The sequence below is a fragment of the Rhizobium sp. CC1099 genome (genome assembly GCF_029714385.1).
GTDB lineage: Bacteria > Pseudomonadota > Alphaproteobacteria > Rhizobiales > Rhizobiaceae > Rhizobium.
Genome location: NZ_CP121643.1, coordinates 93490 through 114242 on the forward strand (window position 1 = coordinate 93490; position 20753 = coordinate 114242).

19 protein-coding genes and 2 pseudogenes are annotated in these 20753 nt (G+C 57.0%); 8 read left to right on the forward strand and 13 right to left on the reverse strand.

The genetic code is table 11. From position 1 onward, the window contains the following. Nucleotides 1-186 precede the first annotated feature (186 nt). The 7 genes and pseudogenes from QA644_RS33835 to QA644_RS33865 all read left to right on the forward strand — a co-directional run bounded on the left by QA644_RS33835 (nt 187) and on the right by QA644_RS33865 (nt 4170). Nucleotides 187-1323 (forward strand): patatin-like phospholipase family protein, encoded by a 1137-nt coding sequence (locus QA644_RS33835; RefSeq protein WP_283074282.1) that lies wholly within the window; start codon nt 187-189, stop codon nt 1321-1323. A 193-nt stretch (nt 1324-1516) separates the two neighbouring features. After that, a pseudogene (locus QA644_RS33840) lies at nt 1517-1597 on the forward strand (IS6 family transposase); the annotation flags it as partial. A 407-nt stretch (nt 1598-2004) separates the two neighbouring features. Next, on the forward strand, nt 2005-2481 hold the full coding sequence (locus tag QA644_RS33845; RefSeq protein WP_283074283.1) for a hypothetical protein: 477 nt from the start codon (nt 2005-2007) through the stop codon (nt 2479-2481). After that, nucleotides 2475-2687, forward strand: a complete 213-nt coding sequence (locus QA644_RS33850; RefSeq protein WP_283074284.1) for a hypothetical protein — start codon at nt 2475-2477, stop codon at nt 2685-2687. Before QA644_RS33845 ends, QA644_RS33850 begins: the two co-directional genes overlap by 7 nt. A gap of 231 nt (nt 2688-2918) precedes the next feature. Beyond that, nucleotides 2919-3404: an arsinothricin resistance N-acetyltransferase ArsN1 family B gene (locus QA644_RS33855; protein ID WP_283074285.1), complete on the forward strand. Its 486-nt coding sequence runs from the start codon at nt 2919-2921 to the stop codon at nt 3402-3404. A 189-nt stretch (nt 3405-3593) separates the two neighbouring features. After that, nucleotides 3594-3771, forward strand: a pseudogene (locus tag QA644_RS33860) (VOC family protein); the annotation flags it as partial. A 51-nt stretch (nt 3772-3822) separates the two neighbouring features. After that, nucleotides 3823-4170 (forward strand): LysR family transcriptional regulator, encoded by a 348-nt coding sequence (locus tag QA644_RS33865; protein ID WP_283074286.1) that lies wholly within the window; start codon nt 3823-3825, stop codon nt 4168-4170. A gap of 55 nt (nt 4171-4225) precedes the next feature. Here the strand turns inward: QA644_RS33865 and QA644_RS33870 are convergent, their stop codons facing one another. From QA644_RS33870 to QA644_RS33900, 6 genes are all read right to left on the reverse strand, one after another. After that, complete coding sequence (locus QA644_RS33870; RefSeq protein ID WP_283074362.1) at nt 4226-5482, reverse strand: MFS transporter; 1257 nt, start codon at nt 5480-5482, stop codon at nt 4226-4228. A 204-nt stretch (nt 5483-5686) separates the two neighbouring features. Then, a complete protein-coding gene (locus tag QA644_RS33875; protein WP_283074287.1) occupies nt 5687-6049 on the reverse strand; it encodes a hypothetical protein in 363 nt (120 codons plus the stop codon). Nucleotides 6050-6142: 93 nt separating this feature from the next. Then, nucleotides 6143-7792, reverse strand: a complete 1650-nt coding sequence (locus QA644_RS33880; protein ID WP_283074288.1) for a hydantoinase B/oxoprolinase family protein — start codon at nt 7790-7792, stop codon at nt 6143-6145. Beyond that, nucleotides 7792-9858, reverse strand: a complete 2067-nt coding sequence (locus tag QA644_RS33885) for a hydantoinase/oxoprolinase family protein (protein WP_283074289.1) — start codon at nt 9856-9858, stop codon at nt 7792-7794. Before QA644_RS33885 ends, QA644_RS33880 begins: the two co-directional genes overlap by 1 nt. Nucleotides 9859-9921: 63 nt before the next feature. Continuing rightward, nucleotides 9922-10989 carry a LysR family transcriptional regulator gene (locus QA644_RS33890; RefSeq protein WP_283074290.1) on the reverse strand — a complete coding sequence of 356 codons (1068 nt, stop codon included), beginning with the start codon at nt 10987-10989 and terminating at the stop codon, nt 9922-9924. Nucleotides 10990-11360: 371 nt separating this feature from the next. Beyond that, the gene (locus QA644_RS33900) at nt 11361-11696 is read right to left on the reverse strand and encodes an ABC transporter substrate-binding protein (RefSeq protein WP_283074291.1); all 336 of its coding nucleotides are present in this window, start codon (nt 11694-11696) and stop codon (nt 11361-11363) included. 974 nt (nt 11697-12670) lie between these two features. On the opposite strand from QA644_RS33900, the gene QA644_RS33905 reads away from it, so the two are divergent. After that, nucleotides 12671-13591 carry a LysR substrate-binding domain-containing protein gene (locus QA644_RS33905; RefSeq protein ID WP_283074292.1) on the forward strand — a complete coding sequence of 307 codons (921 nt, stop codon included), beginning with the start codon at nt 12671-12673 and terminating at the stop codon, nt 13589-13591. Between the two features lie 53 nt (nt 13592-13644). Here the strand turns inward: QA644_RS33905 and QA644_RS33910 are convergent, their stop codons facing one another. From QA644_RS33910 to QA644_RS33940, 7 genes are all read right to left on the reverse strand, one after another. Further along, nucleotides 13645-14448: an alpha/beta hydrolase gene (locus QA644_RS33910; protein WP_283074293.1), complete on the reverse strand. Its 804-nt coding sequence runs from the start codon at nt 14446-14448 to the stop codon at nt 13645-13647. Nucleotides 14449-14506: 58 nt separating this feature from the next. Then, nucleotides 14507-15661: a Glu/Leu/Phe/Val dehydrogenase gene (locus tag QA644_RS33915; RefSeq protein ID WP_283074294.1), complete on the reverse strand. Its 1155-nt coding sequence runs from the start codon at nt 15659-15661 to the stop codon at nt 14507-14509. A 13-nt stretch (nt 15662-15674) separates the two neighbouring features. After that, nucleotides 15675-16874 (reverse strand): pyridoxal phosphate-dependent aminotransferase, encoded by a 1200-nt coding sequence (locus QA644_RS33920; RefSeq protein ID WP_283074295.1) that lies wholly within the window; start codon nt 16872-16874, stop codon nt 15675-15677. Next, nucleotides 16871-17521: a dimethylmenaquinone methyltransferase gene (locus QA644_RS33925; RefSeq protein WP_283074296.1), complete on the reverse strand. Its 651-nt coding sequence runs from the start codon at nt 17519-17521 to the stop codon at nt 16871-16873. Before QA644_RS33925 ends, QA644_RS33920 begins: the two co-directional genes overlap by 4 nt. Further along, a complete protein-coding gene (locus tag QA644_RS33930; RefSeq protein WP_283074297.1) occupies nt 17518-18183 on the reverse strand; it encodes an RraA family protein in 666 nt (221 codons plus the stop codon). The genes QA644_RS33925 and QA644_RS33930 overlap by 4 nt, the downstream gene beginning before the upstream one ends. Then, a complete protein-coding gene (locus QA644_RS33935) occupies nt 18180-18848 on the reverse strand; it encodes an RraA family protein (RefSeq protein WP_283074298.1) in 669 nt (222 codons plus the stop codon). The genes QA644_RS33930 and QA644_RS33935 overlap by 4 nt, the downstream gene beginning before the upstream one ends. Nucleotides 18849-19804: 956 nt before the next feature. Then, a complete protein-coding gene (locus QA644_RS33940; RefSeq protein WP_283074299.1) occupies nt 19805-20698 on the reverse strand; it encodes a LysR substrate-binding domain-containing protein in 894 nt (297 codons plus the stop codon). Nucleotides 20699-20753: the final 55 nt, after the last annotated feature.

Sequence of the window (20753 nt, forward strand, 5' to 3'; positions counted from 1 at the left end):
CCGGATACCGGCAGTGATTGGCGATTTTCTCAGCAACCTCTTCGGTCAAGTTCCCTCCCCCGGAATGAGGCCGCGGGACGTATATCCCCCGCAGGCGGCCCCATGCCGCCTGCGCGTCCTGCCAATCCTTGCGAGGTGCCCCGGTAATGGACTGTCGGAATGGCCGCGCCTTTAAGAGCCGGCCTGATGCGGGCACTAACCTCTCTGATTGCGACCGCCTTCATCCTGTCCGGATGCATGCAGACGCTGGACAGGGCTCTTGATGCGAAGGAGGCCGAAATAGCTTCGATCGCCGGCTATGGCGAAATACGGTCTTATCTCGACGTCCGCCTCGACGAAGCTCCCCGAAATACCGTCGACTGGGCGCCCGCGATCAAGCGGAGCAGATTCAATTCTCTGATGATCTCAGGCGGCGGCGCAGGCGGCGCCTTCAGCGTCGGTGTCCTTTCCGCATGGAGCGCCGAAAATACCCGCCCGAAATTCGATGTCGTCACTGGCGTCAGCACCGGAGCCCTGATTGCGCCTTTGGCATTTCTGGGATCGGCTTATGACGAGACCCTGATCCATCTTTACACAAGCGGCATCGCCGAAGACCTTGTCCGAAGCAAACGGGCCGGCGGATTGTTTGGACGGAGCCTGCTGAGAGCCGGTCCATTGAGACGAATGGTCGAACGCGTTATTACCCCGGCGATCTTGCAGCAGGTTGCAGCGGAACACCGGAAAGGCCGTCGCCTCCTTATCCTGACAACCAACCTCGACACCCAGCGCGCCGTCGTATGGAACATGGGCGTCATAGCCAACACTGGTCGGCCAGATACACTGAGACTATTTCAGGATATCATGGTGGCCTCCGCAAGCATACCAGGCGTCTATCCGGCGGTCATGATTAAAGCCGAGTCGGGAGGACGCCATTTCGAGGAAATGCATTCAGATGGAGGCTCCGCGTCTCAGATCCTGACGTTTCCACAGTTTTTGCTGACAAGCAGCACTCGTCTGGCGAGCAAACGCCGAAGTGTCGACCTCTATGTAATCGTCAACAATGCGCTCATGCCGGAATTTTCCGTCACGCCGGATAAAACGCTGTCCGTGATCGCAAGGGCATACTCCATCTTCGTAAAATCGCAGACACAGAGCGCGCTGACGGCACTCTACAACTATTCGAAATTGACGGGCGCGCATTTTCATCTCGCGTCGATCGACGTGCAAGTTCCCTATTCCATGCTCGACCCATTCAACACCAACTATATGCGTGCCGTCTATAATCTCGGCTATGCGGAGTTCACGGCTGGAACGCTGTGGAGAGACAGCCCGGTTTTTCGCTGAGCGCGCGACCTATCGGCGTAACCGAAAAGACGGGAACGTCGAACCGGAAACAGATCCTGGCAAAACTTCTCCAATAACTTGAGACCAGGATTGCAAGAATGGCGTTTACCGCCCAAGAGGTTTGCTGCGGCCAATATTCCTTGATCCTGAGCGCTCCGCCATGATTCAACGCGGATGAGCTGGTCCCCATGATTTCAAGTGGCGGCATTTTCAGGGTGAGATTATCCTTTGGGCAGTCCGCTGGTATTGTCGGTATGGCGTCAGCTACCGCGATCACATCGACTGGCGATCAGGGCTCTGCGTGTGAACGGCAAAGGCGGCAGGGTTGCAACCATGCCGCTTCCAAAGGATGTCGGAGCGGCAATATCGGACTAGCATGGACGTCCAACATCTGGGTCACGCGCCCATCTTTCACAGGGTGCAAACCCCACGCACACCTTTCGAGACGGCCACGCCCGTCATCCTGATTGCACGCAGGGCGCTGAAGCGCGCGAGGATTTCGGGCACGCGGTCTCACCATGCGCATATTTTCAGGCACACCTTCGCCACGATTGCGATCAGGTCTGGCGTGGGCGCTTGCCCAGCTCCTCCGCCACAACGACCCTAATACACCAGAATATATGAGAAGTTCGATATCGAGGGCCTGCGCTCCCTCTCACGGCCATGGGCAGGAGCGGTTCTATGAGGGACATGTCCGATGCCCTTGAACAATATCTGACGTTAAGGCGCTCACTCGGGTTCAAGCTCCAAACTCAATCGAGCCGTCTGCGCAACTTTGTGAGATACGCGACTGCGCGTGGCAAACTGCGGGTCACCGCGAAGATTGCGGTGGAATGGGCAAGCCACCAATGTGGTCCCGCAACGTGGTCGTCGCGCCTTTCGACGGTCAGAGCTTTTGCCCGCCACCTCCAGGTGGTCCACCCTCAAACCCAGATTCCGCCATCGCACATCTTTGCACCACAACGAAGACCGCGTCCTTTCATTTATTCAGACGAGCAAATCGCCGATCTCCTGAAGTCGATGCTCGACCTGCATCCTGGAAGCTTCCGAGGGGCGACATATCATTACTTCTTCGGGTTGCTGGCATCCACCGGGCTCCGCTTCTCAGAGGCGGCACGATTGCTTCGTGAGGACGCCGATCTGGAAGTCGGATGCTGACGATCCGTGAGACGAAGTTCGGAAAGACCCGCATCGTTCCGTTGCATCCGAGTACAACGCTGGCGCTTCGGCGATATGCTTCAATGCGTGACGATCATCCGGTTAGACGGATCAGCAAATACGTCTTCGCCGGAGACCTTGGCAAGGCCCTGATCCATGCCAACCCACACTTCTCCTTTATTCTCTGGACCCGCCAGGGGGACTGAGGCATCCGGATGAGCGTGACGGTCCCAGGATTCACGATCTCCGCCACACCTTCGCCGTTCGAACGCTGCTGTCCTGGTACCAGAATGGCGAAGACATCGAACGGCGTTTACCGGAGCTTTCGAAAGAACTCGCCGCCTTGGCGAACACCCGCTTGTCTGATAAGATCACGATGTGACGAATACGGCCTGAGGTTGAAAAAATCCCGTCATGGCCGCGGGGGCGGCGAAGCCATGATCGTTCGAGAGGTGGATGTTAGCGATGCGGCGATGATCCAGGCCATCTACGCGCCAGTCGTAGCCAACACCATTATCTCGTTCGAGGAAATCCCGCCTGATATCTCGGAGATGGCACGACGAATCGCCACTATCGCGCCAGTCTATCCCTACCTTGTTGCCGAAGAAGACGGACAGGTGCTCGGTTACGCCTATGCCTGCGAGCACCGCACCCGCTCAGCTTATCGTTTTTCCGTCGACGTGACCGTTTACGTGGCGGACAGGGCGCACCGTCGAGGTATCGGGCGGCTTCTCTACAGCGAATTGCTGCCCGCTGCAGCGGCGCGGGGCTACCATGCCGCTTTTGCCGGCATCGCACTTCCCAACGAGGCAAGCGTTAGACTGCATCAGACGATGGGTTTTCGTTCGGTCGGGATCTATCGGGAGGTCGGCCGCAAGTTTGGACGCTGGCACGACGTGGGTTGGTGGCAGCGGCTACTTTGAGTTGGCGACCCGAACCAGATTTTGATGTCTGCCATCAGCGTCAGCCAATACCCCTCGCAGTCGTCCTTGCCGGTAAGGCTACCGATCCGTTTTACGCGCTATAAAGCGATACTCCCGCACGGATAAGCGCGAAAAGTCCTCCCACATTCTGTGCAGAAACCGCTGAAAGGTATTTCCAAAGTCTGTCTCGCAGACCTTTGTCTCATAACCGACCCACCTATAGACGCCGTGGTCGAACACCTGTCCTCTCTCAAAATACGTATCGAGGAGGGACCGGTCGCCCGGACTGGTGCCACAGAGTCAATCGTATTGGTATATGCGCGCGATCCGGACGGCAAACCTGGTTGAGATATCGCAATATGTTTGAGTTCATAGGATCGCGTGGTGATCTAAGGGGCATAGATTGTAAGATGTCTTCATGAAATATGATCTGTATTCGTTGCAGCTCTTCCTTGCAGCGTTGCATAAGAACATTGCACGAGCGGCCGAGACTCAGAACATTGCGGCTTCGGCCGTCAGCAATCGCATATCAGACCTCGAGCAGTCCATCGGTGCGCCTTTGCTCCACCGTCGCCAGCGCGGAGTTGATCTCACGCGGGCCGGTAACGAGCTCCTGCGGTACGCGCAATCCATCGAGCGGCTTGTTGAGAAAATGGAAGCCAACATGAGCGAGTTTGCGGATAGACTTCGTGGCCACATCCGTATTGCGACCAATACCTCTTCGATCAAACTGAGCGCCATCCAGCCCCTCGGATCTGGCTGGTGATTACAGCACAAGGGCCGAATCCGCATTCGGCCCTCCAATTTTCCGGCCGAATGCCTTAATCGATTTCTCGACCTGCTTTTTCCGTCGCGACCCAAAGCGCGACCAAGGTGATTGTCAGAGCGATGGTCACGTAAATCGGGATAGCATGGCTGCCTGGATATTCCTTGAGGAGTGTCACGAAAATAAGGGGTGCGAAACCGCCGCCCAGAACGCCTGCGAAGGTATAGGCGAGGGATGAGCCGGTGTAGCGGACCCGCGTTGGAAACTGCTCGGTGACAAAGGCAGCCTGCGGACCGAACATCGCCGCTTGGAAAACCATCCCGATGACCACGGCGGCGATGATCGCGAAGGTGGCCTTTGTGTCAAGCATGCCGAACATGACAAAAGACCAGATGAGTGATGCGACAGCGCCGAAGCCGTAAACCACCCGCCGGCCGATCCTGTCCGAGAGTGCGGCAAAGACGGGAACGCAGAACGCGTGAACTGCCGAGCCGATAAGGATGGCAGTCAGCGCTAGTGGCCTGCCCAAGCCCAGTTTCTGGGTAACGTAGGTCAGAGTGAAGACGGCCAGCATGCCGTAGACGACGTCAGAGCCAATCCGTACTCCGCCGGCAATAAAAAGATTGCGCCAGTAGTTCTTCAGGACTTCAGAAACCGGCGCCTTCGGCGTTGCATGTCCTGACTGCAACTCATGGAATTTAGGGGTTTCTTCGACCGACCAGCGAAGCCAGAAGCCGAAGATGACGAGGATCACGCTTGCGACAAACGGAATACGCCAGCCCCAGGAGAGAAAGTCAGTGTCGGTCAGAATACTGGTAATGATGGCGATCGCGCCCGCGGCCAGAAGAGTGCCCACGGACGGCCCCATCTGTGTCCAGGAGGCGTTGAGGCCGCGATTCCTAGGCGAGCCATGTTCCACGGAGAGCAATACGGCGCCAGCCCATTCGCCGCCAAGAGCAATGCCCTGCACCGCACGCAAAGCCACAAGCAATAGCGGCGCCCAGACGCCTATCGTCTCGTAACTCGGCAGAAGACCCATCAGCAGCGTTGAAAAGCCCATAAGGCTTAGCGTGTAAACCAGAATGGCGCGCCGTCCTAATTTGTCTCCTAGGCGGCCGAAAACGACACCTCCAAGCGGCCGCGAAATATAACCGACGGCATAGGTGGAAAAGGCAAGAATTGTTCCGACCAATGGATCATAGGATGGGAAGAAAAGCTTGTTGAAGACAAGCGCCGCCATGGAGTTGTATAGAACGAATTCATACCACTCAAGCGAGGTGCCGACCATGCTCGCCAATGCCAGGCGACGCATTGTTGCAATATGGGAAGTCTCTGCATTCGTTGTAGACGAAGTTGTCTCATATTCTTTTGCACTGACAGTCATTGTTCCCTCTTTTCTATGTTGGATTTTACGTCATGCGCGGAAGATTTTTCTGATGTCCCCTAGTCTGTTTCTTGTCGGAGATGAGCTGCGGAAGTCTCGGTCCTTGACCGATCCAGCCGGGTGTGATTTCGGTCAGATACCGTCGACGGTCCTGCGGACCTCGTAGACCGCATGTTGCCGATTTCGCGTATGAGGGCGGACTTCCGTAGCCCAACGTCCTTCCTCCACGGCTTTTGCCCATTCCACGCTATTGAGGACGGCTGGGCTGTTGATCTCGTAGATGGCCGTGTATATCGGAGATGGAGCAGGCTGCTCCTTGACTTCGGAGGCTATGATCAGACTGAATGGTTCGCCTTTCATACGCGTGATGCTGCGCACGCCTGGCACGCTAGACAGATATTCGGCATGCTCATCATAGACAGCGTTGAAGAGTTCTTCATACTCCGGGTCCACGTCCATGGATGCCACAAGCACATAGCGGGTTTCGATCGGCATAAGAATTATCCTCTGGCGGATTGGAAACTTGCCGAAGCGCTCCTTTCTAGTCGCGGAGCGCGTCGGTCTTTCGCAGTGCGTGCCGATCACGCCTCAGGCATGCAGGAAACCGTAGTCACGGCGGGCGCCTTCAACCGTGATGTAACCGTCGAGAAGATCCTCGCGAATGACTTCTTCCGGCCGCTTTGCCGGATCGCCGAAACCTCCGCCGCCGGGAATGGCCAACGTGACGATCGTATCGGGCGGAAGCATTCGGCTGATCTTGGGCTTTACGGTTTCACCATTAGAGGCAGAAACGCTGCCTGTCGCACCTGCGCGACCGCCGTACAGTCCGGGCGCCGGAAATTCACACCGCTCGTAAAGCCCGGAGAAGAGATAAGGGCGTTTGGAGCGTACCTCGATTTCCATCGTCTGGCCAAGACCGCCACGATTTTCCCCGGCCCCGCCGGAATCGGGCCTTAGAGCCCGTTGCAGCACCACCAGAGGCGTCAACGCTTCTATAATCTCTGCCGGCACTCCAGCGACTCCGCTCGGATAGGACGTCGCCGACAGACCATCCTGACCCTGCAAGGCGCCCGTGCCGCCAGTCGAAAACCACGTATAGGAGAAGAAGGAGTCGTCTCGTCCGTCGAACCCGCTGACATGGGTATTCCAAAGGCTATCCGCGCCCGGCGCCATAACCTTGTCGGGCATAATGCCTGAGAGTGCACCCATGATCGCCGAAGGCAGGAAATGGCCGACGGTGTGGCGGCCCGCCACCGGCGCCGGATGCTGCGCATTGAGGATGGAGCCTTTGACCGCGACCGTCTTGATCGTTTCGAAAGAGCCGGCATTGTTAGGCACGGTCGGTGCGATTGCGCATTTCACCCCATAGGTGGTGTAGGCGACGGTATAGTTGAAGCCGACGTTGATGCCCAGGTCCACCTGACCGGATGAGCCTTCGTAATCGACAATTACCTCATCGTCGGCAATCGTCACCTTGGTCTTCAGATGGATCGGCGTGCCAAAGCCGTCGAGCGTGATGTCGAAAGAATGGGCGCCGTTCGGGAGCGCCTTGATGGCAGCACGCATGGCTTTTTCCGTGCGGGCAATAATAGCATCCGAGACTTCTTCGATATCGTCCAGATCGAATTCCTGCAGAAAGGATTTCAGCTGTCGGCCGCCCACTTCATTGGCGATGATCTGAGCATGGATATCGCCGATCACCTCATCGGGAGTGCGCACGTTCGAAGCTATCAGCTTATATAGCGCCTCCACTGGCTTGCCCGCCCTGTGAAGCTTCATGATCGGGATAAAGAGCCCCTCTTCGAAAATGGAGCGCGCATCCGCCGACAGGCCGCGGCCACCGATGTCGAGTGCATGGCAGCAATTTGCGAAAAACGCGACGACCTTGCCCTTATGGAACACTGGCGTGGCGATTGTGATATCATGCAACTGCGAAACCGTGATCCACGGATCGTTGGTGATGATGACGTCGCCCTGTTCCAGAGTGTCCACCGGAAACTCCTTAACGATATGCGCCATGCCGGTAGCCATGGAATTAATGTGGCCGGGGGAGCCAGTAACAGCTTGTGCCACCATTCTTCCGCGGCGATCGAAGACGCAGGCCGACAGATCGCCAGCGTCGCGCACGATGGATGTGAAGGAGGAGCGCATCAGTGCGGCCGCCTGTTCATTGACGGTTGCGATCAGCCGTCCCCACATGATGTCCAGTGTGATCGGATCAAGAGCAGCGGAAATCATCAGACATTCTCCAGGGATACGATGAGGTTGCGATTGTCGTCTATGCCGATGCGGCCAGGTCCGTTGACGATGACAGTCGACTCGCGTTCCTCGATTACCGCCGGGCCATCAAATTTCTGTCCGGCGCTCAGATTGTAGCGGTCATAGACGGGCACCTCGGTGTAGCCGATGTCGGGCACATAGATCTTGCGATACCCCTTCAGCGCAGTTTTCGTACCGCGTGGTGTTTCGGGAAGATCGAAACGGGGCTTCGGCCCAGCGGCAATCACCCGCCAGGAAATGATGTCGACAGGCGTATTGGGAACAATATGACCATAGAGCTCCTCATACACGCGTTCGAATTCCGCGGTGATCTGCGCCAAACTTTCCGGACCGAGCTTGCCGTCCGGGATAGGCACGCGGATATCAAAGCCCTGCTTGCGATAGCGCATGTCGGCCCAACGCCGATAGGAGACGTCGCCAGCCTTGAGCGTATCGGAAAGCCGCGAGCGTCCTTCCTGCTCCATTTGTCCAATCAGGAGGTTGACACTGTCCCAGTCGATCTTCTCCAGTTGTACTGGGCTCGAGCGGACAAAATCGAAGGCGAGCGGCGCAGTGAGAAATCCGGCCGCCGACATGACGCCGGCGCCAAACGGATAAATTATCTTGGAAAGCTTGAGGATGCGCGCCACGCCATAGGCATGCACAGGTCCGGCTCCGCCAAAGGCGAACATGGCAAATTGCGAGATGGTACGGCCCCGCTCGATGGCATGGATGCGGGCCGCTGAGGCCATAGCCTCGTTGGCAAGCTGGTGGATGCCCCACGCAGCACTTTCCGTGTCGAGCCCAAGCACATTGCCTACGTCGGAATCAATCGCCCGTTCCGCAGCGCCTCGATCCAGTCGCATATCGCCACCCAAGAAGAAATCCGGATTGAGGTAGCCGAGAAGAAGATCGGCGTCCGTGACGGTCGGCCGAATGCCACCGAGGCCGTAGCATGCTGGACCAGGCACGGAGCTGGCGCTTTCCGGTCCGACCTTCAGACGTTGCAATGCATCGATTTCGGCGACGGAACCACCGCCCGTACCGATCTCGATCATCTCGATGACCGGAACCTTCACCGGCAGCCCGCTACCCTTCTTGAACTGATATTGCCGGTCGACTTCAAATTCGGGAGCAAGTAGCGGTTCGCCATCGACGATCAGGCAGGCCTTGGCGGTGGTGCCGCCCATATCAAAAGAGAGAATGTCCTTCAGACCCAGCGACTTCGCATAGTGTGCCGCGGCCAATGCCCCAGCTGCCGGGCCGGATTCCACCAGGCGGATAGGCGCCTCTATGGCTTGATTTGCCGTCAGAAGGCCGCCGTTCGACTGCATGACGTAAAGGCCGGCTTCCTTGCTGAGCGCCTCGCGGGTACGGGCTTCCAACCGGGTCAGGTATCTCTCTGCGATACTTTTGACATAGACGTTGCAAAGAGCCGTCGATGTCCGCTCGTATTCGCGAATTTCAGGGGAAATGTCGCTTGAGAGCGTAATGGCGAGATGCGGTAGGGTTTTGTTGAGAATTTCCCCCACCATGCGCTCATGCTCAGGATACAGATAGGAATTGATCAAGCAGACCGCGACCGCCTCGATACCAAGTTCCTGAATAATGGCGGCAATCGCCTCGATCTCCTTCACATTGGGTACGCGCCGCACAGTCCCGTCGGCGAGTACGCGCTCGGCAATTTCGAAGCGGTGGCGGCGCCTGGCGATCGGCGCGGGGCGTTTGAGACGCAGATCGTACATGTCGTACCGATGTTCACGCGCGATCTCGATTGAATCGCGGAAGCCGCGCGTGGTTATCAGGGCAGTAAGGGCGCCCTTCCGCTCGATCAGAGCATTGGTAAATAGCGTGGTGCCGTGAACAACGTGGGACACGTGATCCGCCCGGATATCCCGTGTCATCACTTGCCGGATGCCGTTGATGACGCCGTCGTCAGGCTGACTGGGCGTGGTCAGGACTTTCCCCAGCCGGAAAAGCCCCGACTGGTCGTCCACTAAAACAATATCAGTAAAAGTTCCGCCGATATCGGCACCGATACGCATATCCGTGTTCCCATTTTTGTTTGAATTGAGGGAAACGGTAGGAGCAATTCAGCACCCCGCAAATTACCGTTTAGGCAATTCAGCTTTGGGATTTTTCACACGCTGCCCTAAAAACCTCGACGGGCTGATTTCCACGAAACCATGCTGAACATTGCCGTCCACGATCTGCCGGAGGATATCGACGAAAAGAGCAATGACCGCGAAGGCAACACGTGTAGGCGGCCGGTCGGTCAGATATAGAAGGTTCAGGTCGCTCCGCACCTCAGGTTCGGTGATCGGGCAAGCAGAAAGGAAGCCACTTTCCACTTCGCGCTTGATCGCGCCATAAGGCAATACGGCCGGTGCGATGCCTTGGTGGGCGAGATCCTTTAGCAGACCCACGGAGTCAATCTCAAGCATGACCTCTACACGCGCTCCAATCCCTGAGGCAGCCTTGTCGATCAACGCGCGTATAGGATTATTGGCGGATGGAAGCAGCAAACGGCTTTGCAGAAGATGTTCCAATGTTATGCCGGAAGAATGCTGTTCAAAGGCTCCCGGCGCCGAGATCGCGAAAAGACGCTCGACGGCGATGCGCTCGCATGACAGGCGGGGTGTGTCTGGCTGAAGGCCGTTGACAAACGCCACGTCAACTGCCCCGGTGACCACCCAATTCTGCAGATAGGCACTGTAACCTTCCAGAAAACGCGGCTTCACCCGCGGAAGTTCTTCCATGCATGCATTGATCAGCTGCGCGCCGGAAAGCGCGACGACGGAAGGCGTGGCACCGATGATGACATCTCCCGTTAGGTGTTTCCCCTCGGCCATGACACCTTGGCGGGCAAGTTCCACATCCCGTAGAATTTGGGAGGCACTGCGATGAAGCAGCAGTCCTGCGGAAGTGAGCCGCATGCCTCGCCCATCCCGTTCGAAAAGCGGAGTTTTCATTTCTTCTTCAAGGGCGCCAATGGAACGGCTGATTGCCGGCGCAGCCACATTTAGATGGGTCGATGCCCGCGCGATACTTTGCAGGTCTGCAACAAACACGAAATATTTCAGCTGGCGCAAGTCCAAAGCTGTGCTTCCCATCTCGAGCAACGACGACTGGCTGGCCCGCATTTTAGAGCTGTCGGCAATTGTCGTAGCGGTCATCAATACGAAAGTTGACCATTACCTCTTTCGAATTGCAAGGATGCCCGTGGAGCCCTCGGAACAAGGAAAAGATCGCAACCGTCATTTCTCTGGAAGCAGTCCACGCGGACTGAAGCGCAGTACGAGCAATAGCATCAACCCGACCATTGGAAGCCGCATTTGCACGGCCGCGTCGATGAGATGAGCTTTGAGCGGCCCTTCCGCGAGTGGAGCAGTGAGTAGCTGAAAAACCGCAGGGCCAAGATTTTCGGTTTGCCCCCAGATCAGCATAACGATGAGAGCGCCGAGCACGGCCCCCCAATTGTTACCGGAGCCGCCAAGAATCACCATGGCCCAGATGAGAAATGTATAGCGGAGGGGCTCGTCATAGCTCACCGGCGCGAATAGGCCATGTCCGTCACGCCCGAGCAGTCGGCCCCAACGATGGCGACAACTTTTTCCGAAGTTACCAGACGTGGCGCCGCAGCCGTTGCAGCGGCGGCGTCCGTGCAGGTAGAATCCCCGCGAACGGCTTGAAGCACGTTGCCTTTGAAGAAGGCCTTGGAGTTGTTGATTTCTGCGATCGCTAGTTCAGCCGATTTTGCCTGCAGAGGAGCGATCGACTCAAGCGGTCCGGTCAAGCCTAAAAGGAGGCCGACTTTGATGGTTTCGGCCGAAGCCGTGCTGGCCATCAACGCTAGGCCGGCGGCGCAAATAATCGATTTCATGCGTATCTCCCTGTTTGTGGGTGAGGTTTGAGCAGGCTAATGCAATGGATTCGCACCGACGGCGTTTTGCAGTCGCTGCGGATAGGAGTTGTCGGTTTTCGACTGGAGATGGGTTTGACGTTATGGAAACGCGCTCTTGCAGCGTTCACTGTCGGCTCGGCCATGCGTGACCTGGCTTAGACAAGTCTCCTGCACACCGAGCAGCGGAAAAATAAGCGTCTCTTGAGCCTCATTCTTTGTTCCCTTGTAGTTATTTTTCTGCACATTTGCTCATTGCCAATCACATGTAAAATTCTACCGACTTATCTCTGTGATAGGAAAAGCGGAATACAGGAGTATTCGCACAGTGTGCCCCCGCAGCCCGCGAAATCGCTCCGCCATTGAAGTTTGAATGACATCCGACAGTGAAGTCGAGTGGCGAGGGAGTAGGGGCGTCTCTGTTGTTGCCGGTCGCAAGGGGCAACGGCTTGCCAGTTGCAGTAACATGTTCAACGCGACCGGCCGGTCCTCGTTTGTGGCGGCGCAGGAAAAGCAATTTTGCTCATCGATAAAAAAGATGGCTGGGCTCTCTTTGCCCGGCCAGTCACAAGGAAAGCAATCAATTCATGACTCAAGGAAATGCCCTGAAGCGGCTCAGCGCAGATGGCGATCGTTTTTATGCCAAGTTCGTTGGCGACGCGGAATACGCGCATGGCGATTTCGCAACGGTTGGCAACCAGGACCCTCGAAATCGGCAAGGTTCAGTTCCTCTCCCTGCATCGAGACGAGCGGTCAACCGGCCGCTCGCCTCCATTCGATACGTGGATCAGTAGTAGCTTTTGTAATTATCGGGACAGGGCCAGGCGTGCGCAGATTTGAACGGCAGGTTCAATTGGCATAGGAAGCATCAACTAACAGACCTGATTTGCATATTTTTATACTGGTAGCCCTGTGATATGAGATGTGGAATAGGTCGTTGATTTGGGAGGCTTAAATTGAGCGTCGTGGACTTCCGGCTTGTTCGCCAACTATGGATGTTTCTCGCGGTAGCCGAAGAAGAACACTTTGGTCGCGCAGCCAGCCGTCTCGGTATGTCCCAGCCACCGCTCACCGAGCAAATCAAGGTTTTGGAGCAATCACTTAAGCTGCAACTGTTCGACCGTTCGCGGCGTGGCACCAAGCTAAGCGCAGCTGGTGCTGCGATACTCCCCGCTGTCCGAAGGTTTGCACATCAGGTTGAGCAACTTGAGACCGTTGTCAGGGAGGTTGCCGCCGGTCAGTGTGGGGTCCTGCACGTTGGAGCTATCACGTCGGCGATGCTTGACACAGTCCCACCTCTGCTCGACGAGCTTCGAGCAACCCACCCGAACCTCACGGTTTTCGTGAGGGAGATCGATAGCGTCGAGGCGATCCCTGGGCTGGAAGCCGGAGAGCTTGATCTCGCCTTCGTGAGGCTCGAAGGCGAACTAGGCAGCGGAATTGCCACCATGCCGCTGACGGAGGATCGCCTTGCCGTTGCGGTGCCGAAGGAGCATCCTTTGGCAACTCTGCCGAGGGTCCGCCTAAAATCGCTGGAATCGGAACACCTGGTCATGTCCTCTCGCCAGGTGAGTCCCGTCTATTTCGATATGTTGGTTTCAGTCTGCCGATCGCACGGCTTCGCGCCTCGCGTTCTACACGAGGTGAGATCGGTGGCGTCGCAGATTGCCTATGTGAGTTGCGGCCAGGGGCTGGCGCTCGTGCCATCCTCCATGCGTAAACTTGCTCCGGACAACGTTGTGGTACGCCCGCTCAAGGAAAGAGTGATGGTCGTCACCGCAGCGCTGGCATGGAACAAGAACCGCTTTCATCCCATGGTCGACGTGGTTGTTTCACAGTTGAAGTCTCGCGGCCAGAAGCGGGCGAAAAGCGCCTGAAATGAATGTAAAATGTGACGTTACCGCGCCTGTTGGTTGATTGTGAGGTTCTCTTACACCGCCGCGATGAAGTCGGCGATCTCACGCCACATGGCTGGGGGATTTGAATACATTGGGAAATGACCGCAGTGAGGAATCTCCGCGAGCCGGACTCCATTTGACCGCAGAACCGGCAGATAGGAGAGGGTTGCATATTGCTCTCCAAACATAAACATCTTCGGTCTGGGCAAATTGAGGAACTTCGGAAGCAGATCCCAATTGTCTGAAAATTCGACCATGGATTCGAAGATCGGGCGCACGACCTTCACGCGCACCTTAGAGCGAAGGCTGGCAGCATAAAGGGCGCTCGAAAATGTCGGCGAGCTGTGAGTTCGCTCTACAAAATCGTTGAAAAATCGCTCGTCGTCAGCGTTGGGATAATCCAGGATCTGCCTTGAAAGAAAACAATCCTCCGGGGCGAGATTGCCTTTAATGTCAATGAAGCTCACGATGCGGTCTACGTTCTGATGAGCAAGCACCAGGGCGGTCAGGCCTCCCATCGAATGACCGACGAGATGGAACTGATCAAAACCGGCGGCGTCAGCAACGCGAAGCGCCGTCTCTGCGAGGAAAGGCATGGAAATCTTCGACAGGTCGGAACAGACCGTCTCGCCGCAACCCGGTGCGTCGAAGGCGAGGAAGGGATGTCCGTCAAAGGCCGGTTGGCGAACGAAATCCGCGTAGTCCTCCTTAGTCGATCCAAATCCGTGGAGAAACAAGAAGGGAATTCTGTCTCCATCGCGCTGGAGGGCAGAAACCGTCACATCAGCGCCGGCATGACTTTGATCAAACGTTGTCTTGCGAAAAAGCTGAGTCATCCGTTCAATTCTCTCATTCGTCGATGAGCGGCCGCTTGAGCAGCGCGAAATCACTGTGTTAAGGATAGAGGCCGCGCTGTTCCCGAGCCGAGAGAACACGTTCGCACGCGACTATGAAGGCGGCCGTGCGCAAGGAAATCCTCCGCTCCTCGGCAACAGACGAGATAGAATCGAAGGCGCCGACCATGATCTTCTCAAGTCGCGCGTTGATTTCTTCTTCAGTCCAGAAAAAGGACGAGAAGTCTTGCACCCATTCGAAATAGGAGACGGTCACGCCGCCAGCATTGGCCAAAACATCTGGCACGACGAGAATGCCCCGCTCGCTCAGAATATCATCGGCGGCTGGTGTTGTCGGTCCGTTGGCGCCTTCCACCACGATCTTGGTTTCGACAAGTCGTGCCCGCTCCGGAAGAAGCTGGCCTTCCAGCGCCGCCGGCACCAGAAACTCGCTGGGCACGAGCCAGAAGGTCTCAGTTGAGGCTTCAGCACCTGGCAGAAACCCTGCTAATTGTCCAGTATTGGCCACGTGTTCGCTTGCCGCCGCTATGCTGATTCCGGCTTCGTCCACCAGGGTCGCGGAGTGGTCTTGCAGAGCCACCACCCTTGCTCCTGCCTGCTCGAAAAGGCGGGCTGCTACACTCCCGACATTGCCAAAGCCTTGAACCGCGACGCGCGCACCCTTGATAGGGACGCCGCGCCGACGGCCAGCCTCCTGCGCTGAGATGAAGACACCGCGACCTGTAGCGTCGTGACGTCCCAGCGATCCGCCGAGTGCTACTGGCTTGCCAGTGACGACGCCGGTGGCAGTGCCGCCGACGTTCATGGAATAGGTGTCCATCATCCAGGCCATCGTCTGTTCGTTCGTGCCGACGTCGGGCGCCGGTATGTCGCGAGCAGGGCCGATGAATCCGCCGAGCTCGGATGTGTAACGGCGGGTTATGCGCTGGAGCTCGCCCTTGCAGTGCTGGTGAGGGTCGAGGCGTATGCCACCCTTGGCTCCGCCATAGGGCAGATTGAGAGCGGCGTTCTTGATCGTCATCCAGCACGCAAGCGCCATGACCTCGTTGAGCGTGACGGAGGGATGAAAGCGGAGGCCACCCTTTCCAGGCCCTCGCGACAAGGTATTCTGTACGCGATACCCTTCGTAGTGGACGATCGATCCGTCGTCGAGGATAATCGGCACATCGACGATCATCATGCGCTTGAGTCGCATACGCGCCTCCTCCTCAGTTCTTCAAACGGTCCACAAAACGCCTGATCGCACCGCAGGCACCTTGAAGTGTGTCCGTATCCAGTGCGTAGGCGAACCGGATATACGGGCCGAGCCCAAAAGCGCTTCCATGCACGACCGCGACGTTGCATTCTTCCAGCAGTGCGATTGCAACATCCTCATCTGTCTCGAGAAATTTGCCTGCTGGTGTTGTTCGTCCTATCAGGCCGGCACAGGAAGCAAAGGCATAGAAAGCCCCACCAGGAGTATTGCAATGCATGCCGGGTGTCTCGTTCAGCATTCGAACGGCCAGGTCGCGGCGTTGCTGGAAAACACCGCGCGACATTTCGATGAACGACTGTGGTCCAGTCAGGGCAGCGATTGCTGCATGTTGGGCTATCGAACAAGCCCCGGAGGTCTGCTGACCCTGGAGCTTCTCCATGGCGTCGAGCAACCAGCGCGGGCCTGTACCGAAACCGATGCGCCACCCGGTCATCGCATACGCCTTTGAAACACCATTCATCGTGAGCGTTCGGGACGCGAGCCTCGGTTCGACCTGCGCCAAGGTATGAAACTCTGAGCCGTCGAAGATGAGATGCTCGTAAATGTCATCGGAAAGAATGAGCACATGCGGGTGAGCAAGCAAAGCCAGCTCGTCGCGACTGTAGACCGCGCCTGTCGGATTGGATGGTGAGTTCAGGATGAGCCAACGGGTTTTCGAAGTGATTGCTGCTTCTAGTGCCGCTGGTGTGAGCTTGAATCCCGTGTCTTCGCCGCAGGATATGATAATTGGCACGGCGCCGCAGAGCGACACGATTTCCGGATAGCTCACCCAATAGGGGGCCGGGACAATAACCTCGTCACCTTCGTTCAATGTCGCTGCCAGCGCATTGAAAATAACCTGCTTGCCGCCACTGCAGACAATCGTGTCTTGCCAGGAGACGTCTAGCCCGTTCTCATTGCGGAACTTGGTCGCCACCGCCTCGCGCAGAGCGCGGAGCCCCGCCACTTGCGTGTAGCGCGTATGACCCGCGCGAATTGCCGATACAGCGGCATCACAAATATGAGCCGGTGTGTCGAAGTCTGGCTCGCCGGCGCTCAGTGAAATAATCTTCGCGCCAGTTTCGCGGCGTGCTGCAACCCGGTCGATCATCCGATAGGTCGCGGACGGTTTGGCCGCGGCAAGGTGCCGATTGAGCATGGCAGCATGGCTCATGCTTTGTCTCTCCAAGCCCCAAGCCCCATCAACTCGAGGGTCGTCTCACCTGCGGCGAGCTTTTCCATCATGCTGCGCTCTTTTGCTGCACGAACTTCGCCATAGGAAAGCGTTCGCTCAACTTCTTTCCTAGGAAGTATGAGCACGCCATCGTCGTCGGCGACCAGGAAATCTCCCGCAGCTGCGGCGACGCCGCCGAACAGAAGTGGTGCGCCAACTGACGGAACACCCGCCTTGATGGTGCCACGCATGGAGATGCCGCGCGAGAAGACGGGAAACCGACGAGCCGCGAGTGCGGCCACATCCCTCACACCCCCGTCGATAACAAGCCCCGCAATGCCGACTGCTTCGGCCGCAACCGTCAGAACCTCGCCCCAATAGCCCGCAATGTAATTCCCCGTGGCCACCACCAAAACGCTCCCACGTGGAGCACGCTCCATAGCGATATGAATGGCGAGATTGTCCCCAGGTGCGCAGGCCAAAGGATAGATTGGCGCGGCGACTGCTGCACCGTTCCATACGGGACGTATTGCTGGATCGACGGAGCAGGGAAGACCAGATGCTTCGAAAAGTGTCGAGGTGCCTAAAGCGAGCGCCCGCGATGACGCATCAGCGGGCAGCTCTGTCATTGCAGAACCGACGGTCATGACTGCTTCCTCTGGAGGAGATGATAGCCCAAAGCCTCACGCGACTGCTTCAGCGTTTGCCCGTTTGCGATGGCTTCACGAATTTTCGACTCGACGCTTTCGATCCGACGAGCGATCTCAGCAACTTCACGGGCTCGGTTGCGAGGCACGACAACGACACCGTTCGCATCGGCGACAACGATATCACGCGGCACGACGCGGGCTTGGCCGATGGAGACCACTTCGTTGATCGAACCGACCTCGACCCGGTCCTTGCCGGTGCGCATGAACCGTCCGCGGGTGAAGAGAGGGTAATTGTCGCTGAGCGCCCGCGAAACGTCGCGGCAAACTCCGTCAATGACTGTTGCAGCGAAGCGCCGGGCACCGGCATACTGGGTCATGATGTCGCCCCAGACTGTGCAGTCGGTGCGGCCGCCATTGTCGATGACAACCACGTCGCCTTCCGCCACATCGTCGATGAAGTCCCCGACTGTTCCAGCCGGATTGGCTGCGGGAACATACCTAACCGTAAAGGCCGGTCCGACGATCGCCTGGCTGTAATTTGCGAGCGGCATCACATCAAAGCAGTGACCACCCAGGCCGAGCTTGTCGAGGGCGTCGGAGACGCCAGGGGTATCAAGCCCCTCGAAGAGCTTGACCAGTTCACGATCTTCGTCTGTCATTTCGCCTGCTCCTGTCTGATCGCTTCAAATTCCTTGTCGTGCATCACCTGTTCGACGGAACGGCCTGCGCGCACGGCGGCTACCATGCCGTCCTGTCTGAGTGCTATGCGCTCGCCGAGATCGAGCACCTCCTCGATGCGGGCTGCTGGTACGAACACCGTGCCGCATCGATCGGCGATCACGTAGTCGTCCTCGTGCACGAGCACCCCCGCCATTCTAACAGGCTCGCCTGAACGCAGTTGGATCAAGCGGTTACGGGCGCTGACCATTGTGACGCCTCGACCGTAAACCGGATAATCGATTGCTTCGCTGCCTTCGATGTCACGGCTGAAGCCGTCGATGATCGAACCGCGCAGACCCCGCGTTTTGGCGGCGTTCGCAAGAATATCACCCCAGCAAGAGATGCCGTCTTGACCGCCCGCAATCACGAGAACGCGGTCAGACGTTTCAATGCGTGAGATCACTGGGGATATGAGGTGAACGGTTGGCGCGGTGCTCGTTTTTGGGCCAAGTTGAATCGTACTTGCGCGCCCGACGATCTTCGGGCAGGCCCAAAGGGGACGGAGCCCTACGGTTGCACCCGGGAGATCGAGGAAATCCAACGCATCTGAGACTGTATTGGTGTCGAGGCCGGCCAGTCGGTCGAGGAAGCAAGAATATGTCATGGCGCCTTATCCATCTTTGGTTCAGGCGGGAGTGTCCCCGAATTCTTTTCTTCTGGAAATTACGAAGGAACGATCGCTGTGATAGCTAATGCGAATGAGTAAGGTGAGCATCAATGTGATAGGTGAAATGAAGGTGAGCGGGTCGATGCATTAAATGTCTTTCGATAGCATTCGTTCGGCCGGGGATGTGTCGATTGTTGACCGTCGTAACGATCTAATCTTTGTCTTGCACTCCTTGCTGCGCCCACGAGCGAGCTCGGGTCTTATATCCATCAGATAGTGGGAATTTTTTGCCGCCCGTCTCGTTGCCTCGCAGGATGCGGGCCAACGGCGCCTTCGCGTTTCATGGCGACATCCACGTCGGCGAACCATAACGCGCAATTCGACTATCAAGGATGTTCAATTCAAGCAAGCAGGGCCGCATAGGCATCCTCCGCTTTGTCACCGTCGGACAATTAGATCTATTCGTCGCAGTCCGGCCGTTGGATCTGAGCGACACCCAGCGTCGGAAAGAGTTAACACTCGTGCAACTACCGGTGACAGAAGCGGCGGCAAAGCTGCCCCGGAGCGGTGCGTCGATGATACAAGGGAGGAGAACTATGAGTAATATCACTGCCGACCATCTTAGCCTTAGCGCCTTCATCTACGTCGGAGGCCAACGGCATCCCAGGCTCCCAATAACCTGGAAAGCCAAAGTCGACAGTACAGCTTAGTCGAGCGTGCTCGACAGTTAAGTTGGGAGACCGTCGAGGTCGTGGACGATGACCTTGGACGATCCGCAGGTGGCCCGGTCCGCCCGGAATTCGAGAAGCTGTTGGCGGCGATATGTGAAGGTCGGGTGGGAGCAGTCGTATCGTGATCTGAACCTGATCTGTTCAAGCAGAATGCATGACGCTCCTGATCACTTCAAGAGCTTAAGGGAAGCTGCTGTGCTTCTCTGCCAACGGCCCGGTTTTTTAGTGCGCATTTGGCGTTTCAGGGCCGACCATTTTCGCTTCAATCCATCGGGCTAGCGTTTTAAGCTCGGGATTTTGCCTTAGGTGATGAGCAATCCATAACTGCAATCTGTGCGGCCCGAGGGTGAACCCAAACGGAGCGACAAGTTGTCCTGTAGAAACCTCCCTTTGGACGAGATATTTCGGAGCAATGGCGACGCCTGCGCCAAAGGCAGCAGCTTGAAGCATGAGATAAAAATGCTCGTACTCCTCATCGATCTCGATTTCTGAGCTTTCGCTTCGAACGGCTGAAAGCCACTCTTCCCAGGCTCCCTTCCGCGTCGCGGTCCCCAAAATCCTTGCGGATCTAAGACTCTCAGGTGATTCCAACGGATTGCGCAACAGATACTCTGGGCTACAAACTGGCCCGATTTCCTCGCCAATCATATCGAGGATCACGACATCATCGGGAGGGCTGTACATTGTATTTCGAATTGCTACGCTGATACCGTCTCTGGCAAAATCTACTTCTCCGTAGTTTACGTTGAGACGGAAATGTACGTTCGGGTATAGTGTTCGAAATTCAGGTAGTTTGGGGATCAGCCAGTACTGCATGATCGTGGCCGAGCATGACAGGGTCAGGGGGCCAACAGACAGACGTGCCACCGCCAAGCTGAGAGACCGAAATCCTTCACTCAAAGTCTGCGCCATCTCTGCCCCCGCCGGCGTGGGCTCTGATGATTTCGACAGGCGCCGGACTAGTTTCGTCGCGTACAAGCGCTCCAGTTCGCGAATATGACGGCTTATGGCTCCGTGGCTCACTTCGAGTTCCTGCGCGGCTTTTGTCATGCTCCCCAACCGTATCGTTGCTTCGAATGCCCTGAGAGCATGTAAGGGAAGATTTGCATAGGACATGTGACAGCCTCCTCGCGTGCTGCATAAGCAGGTCCATCGTCAGCCGCCCTGATGT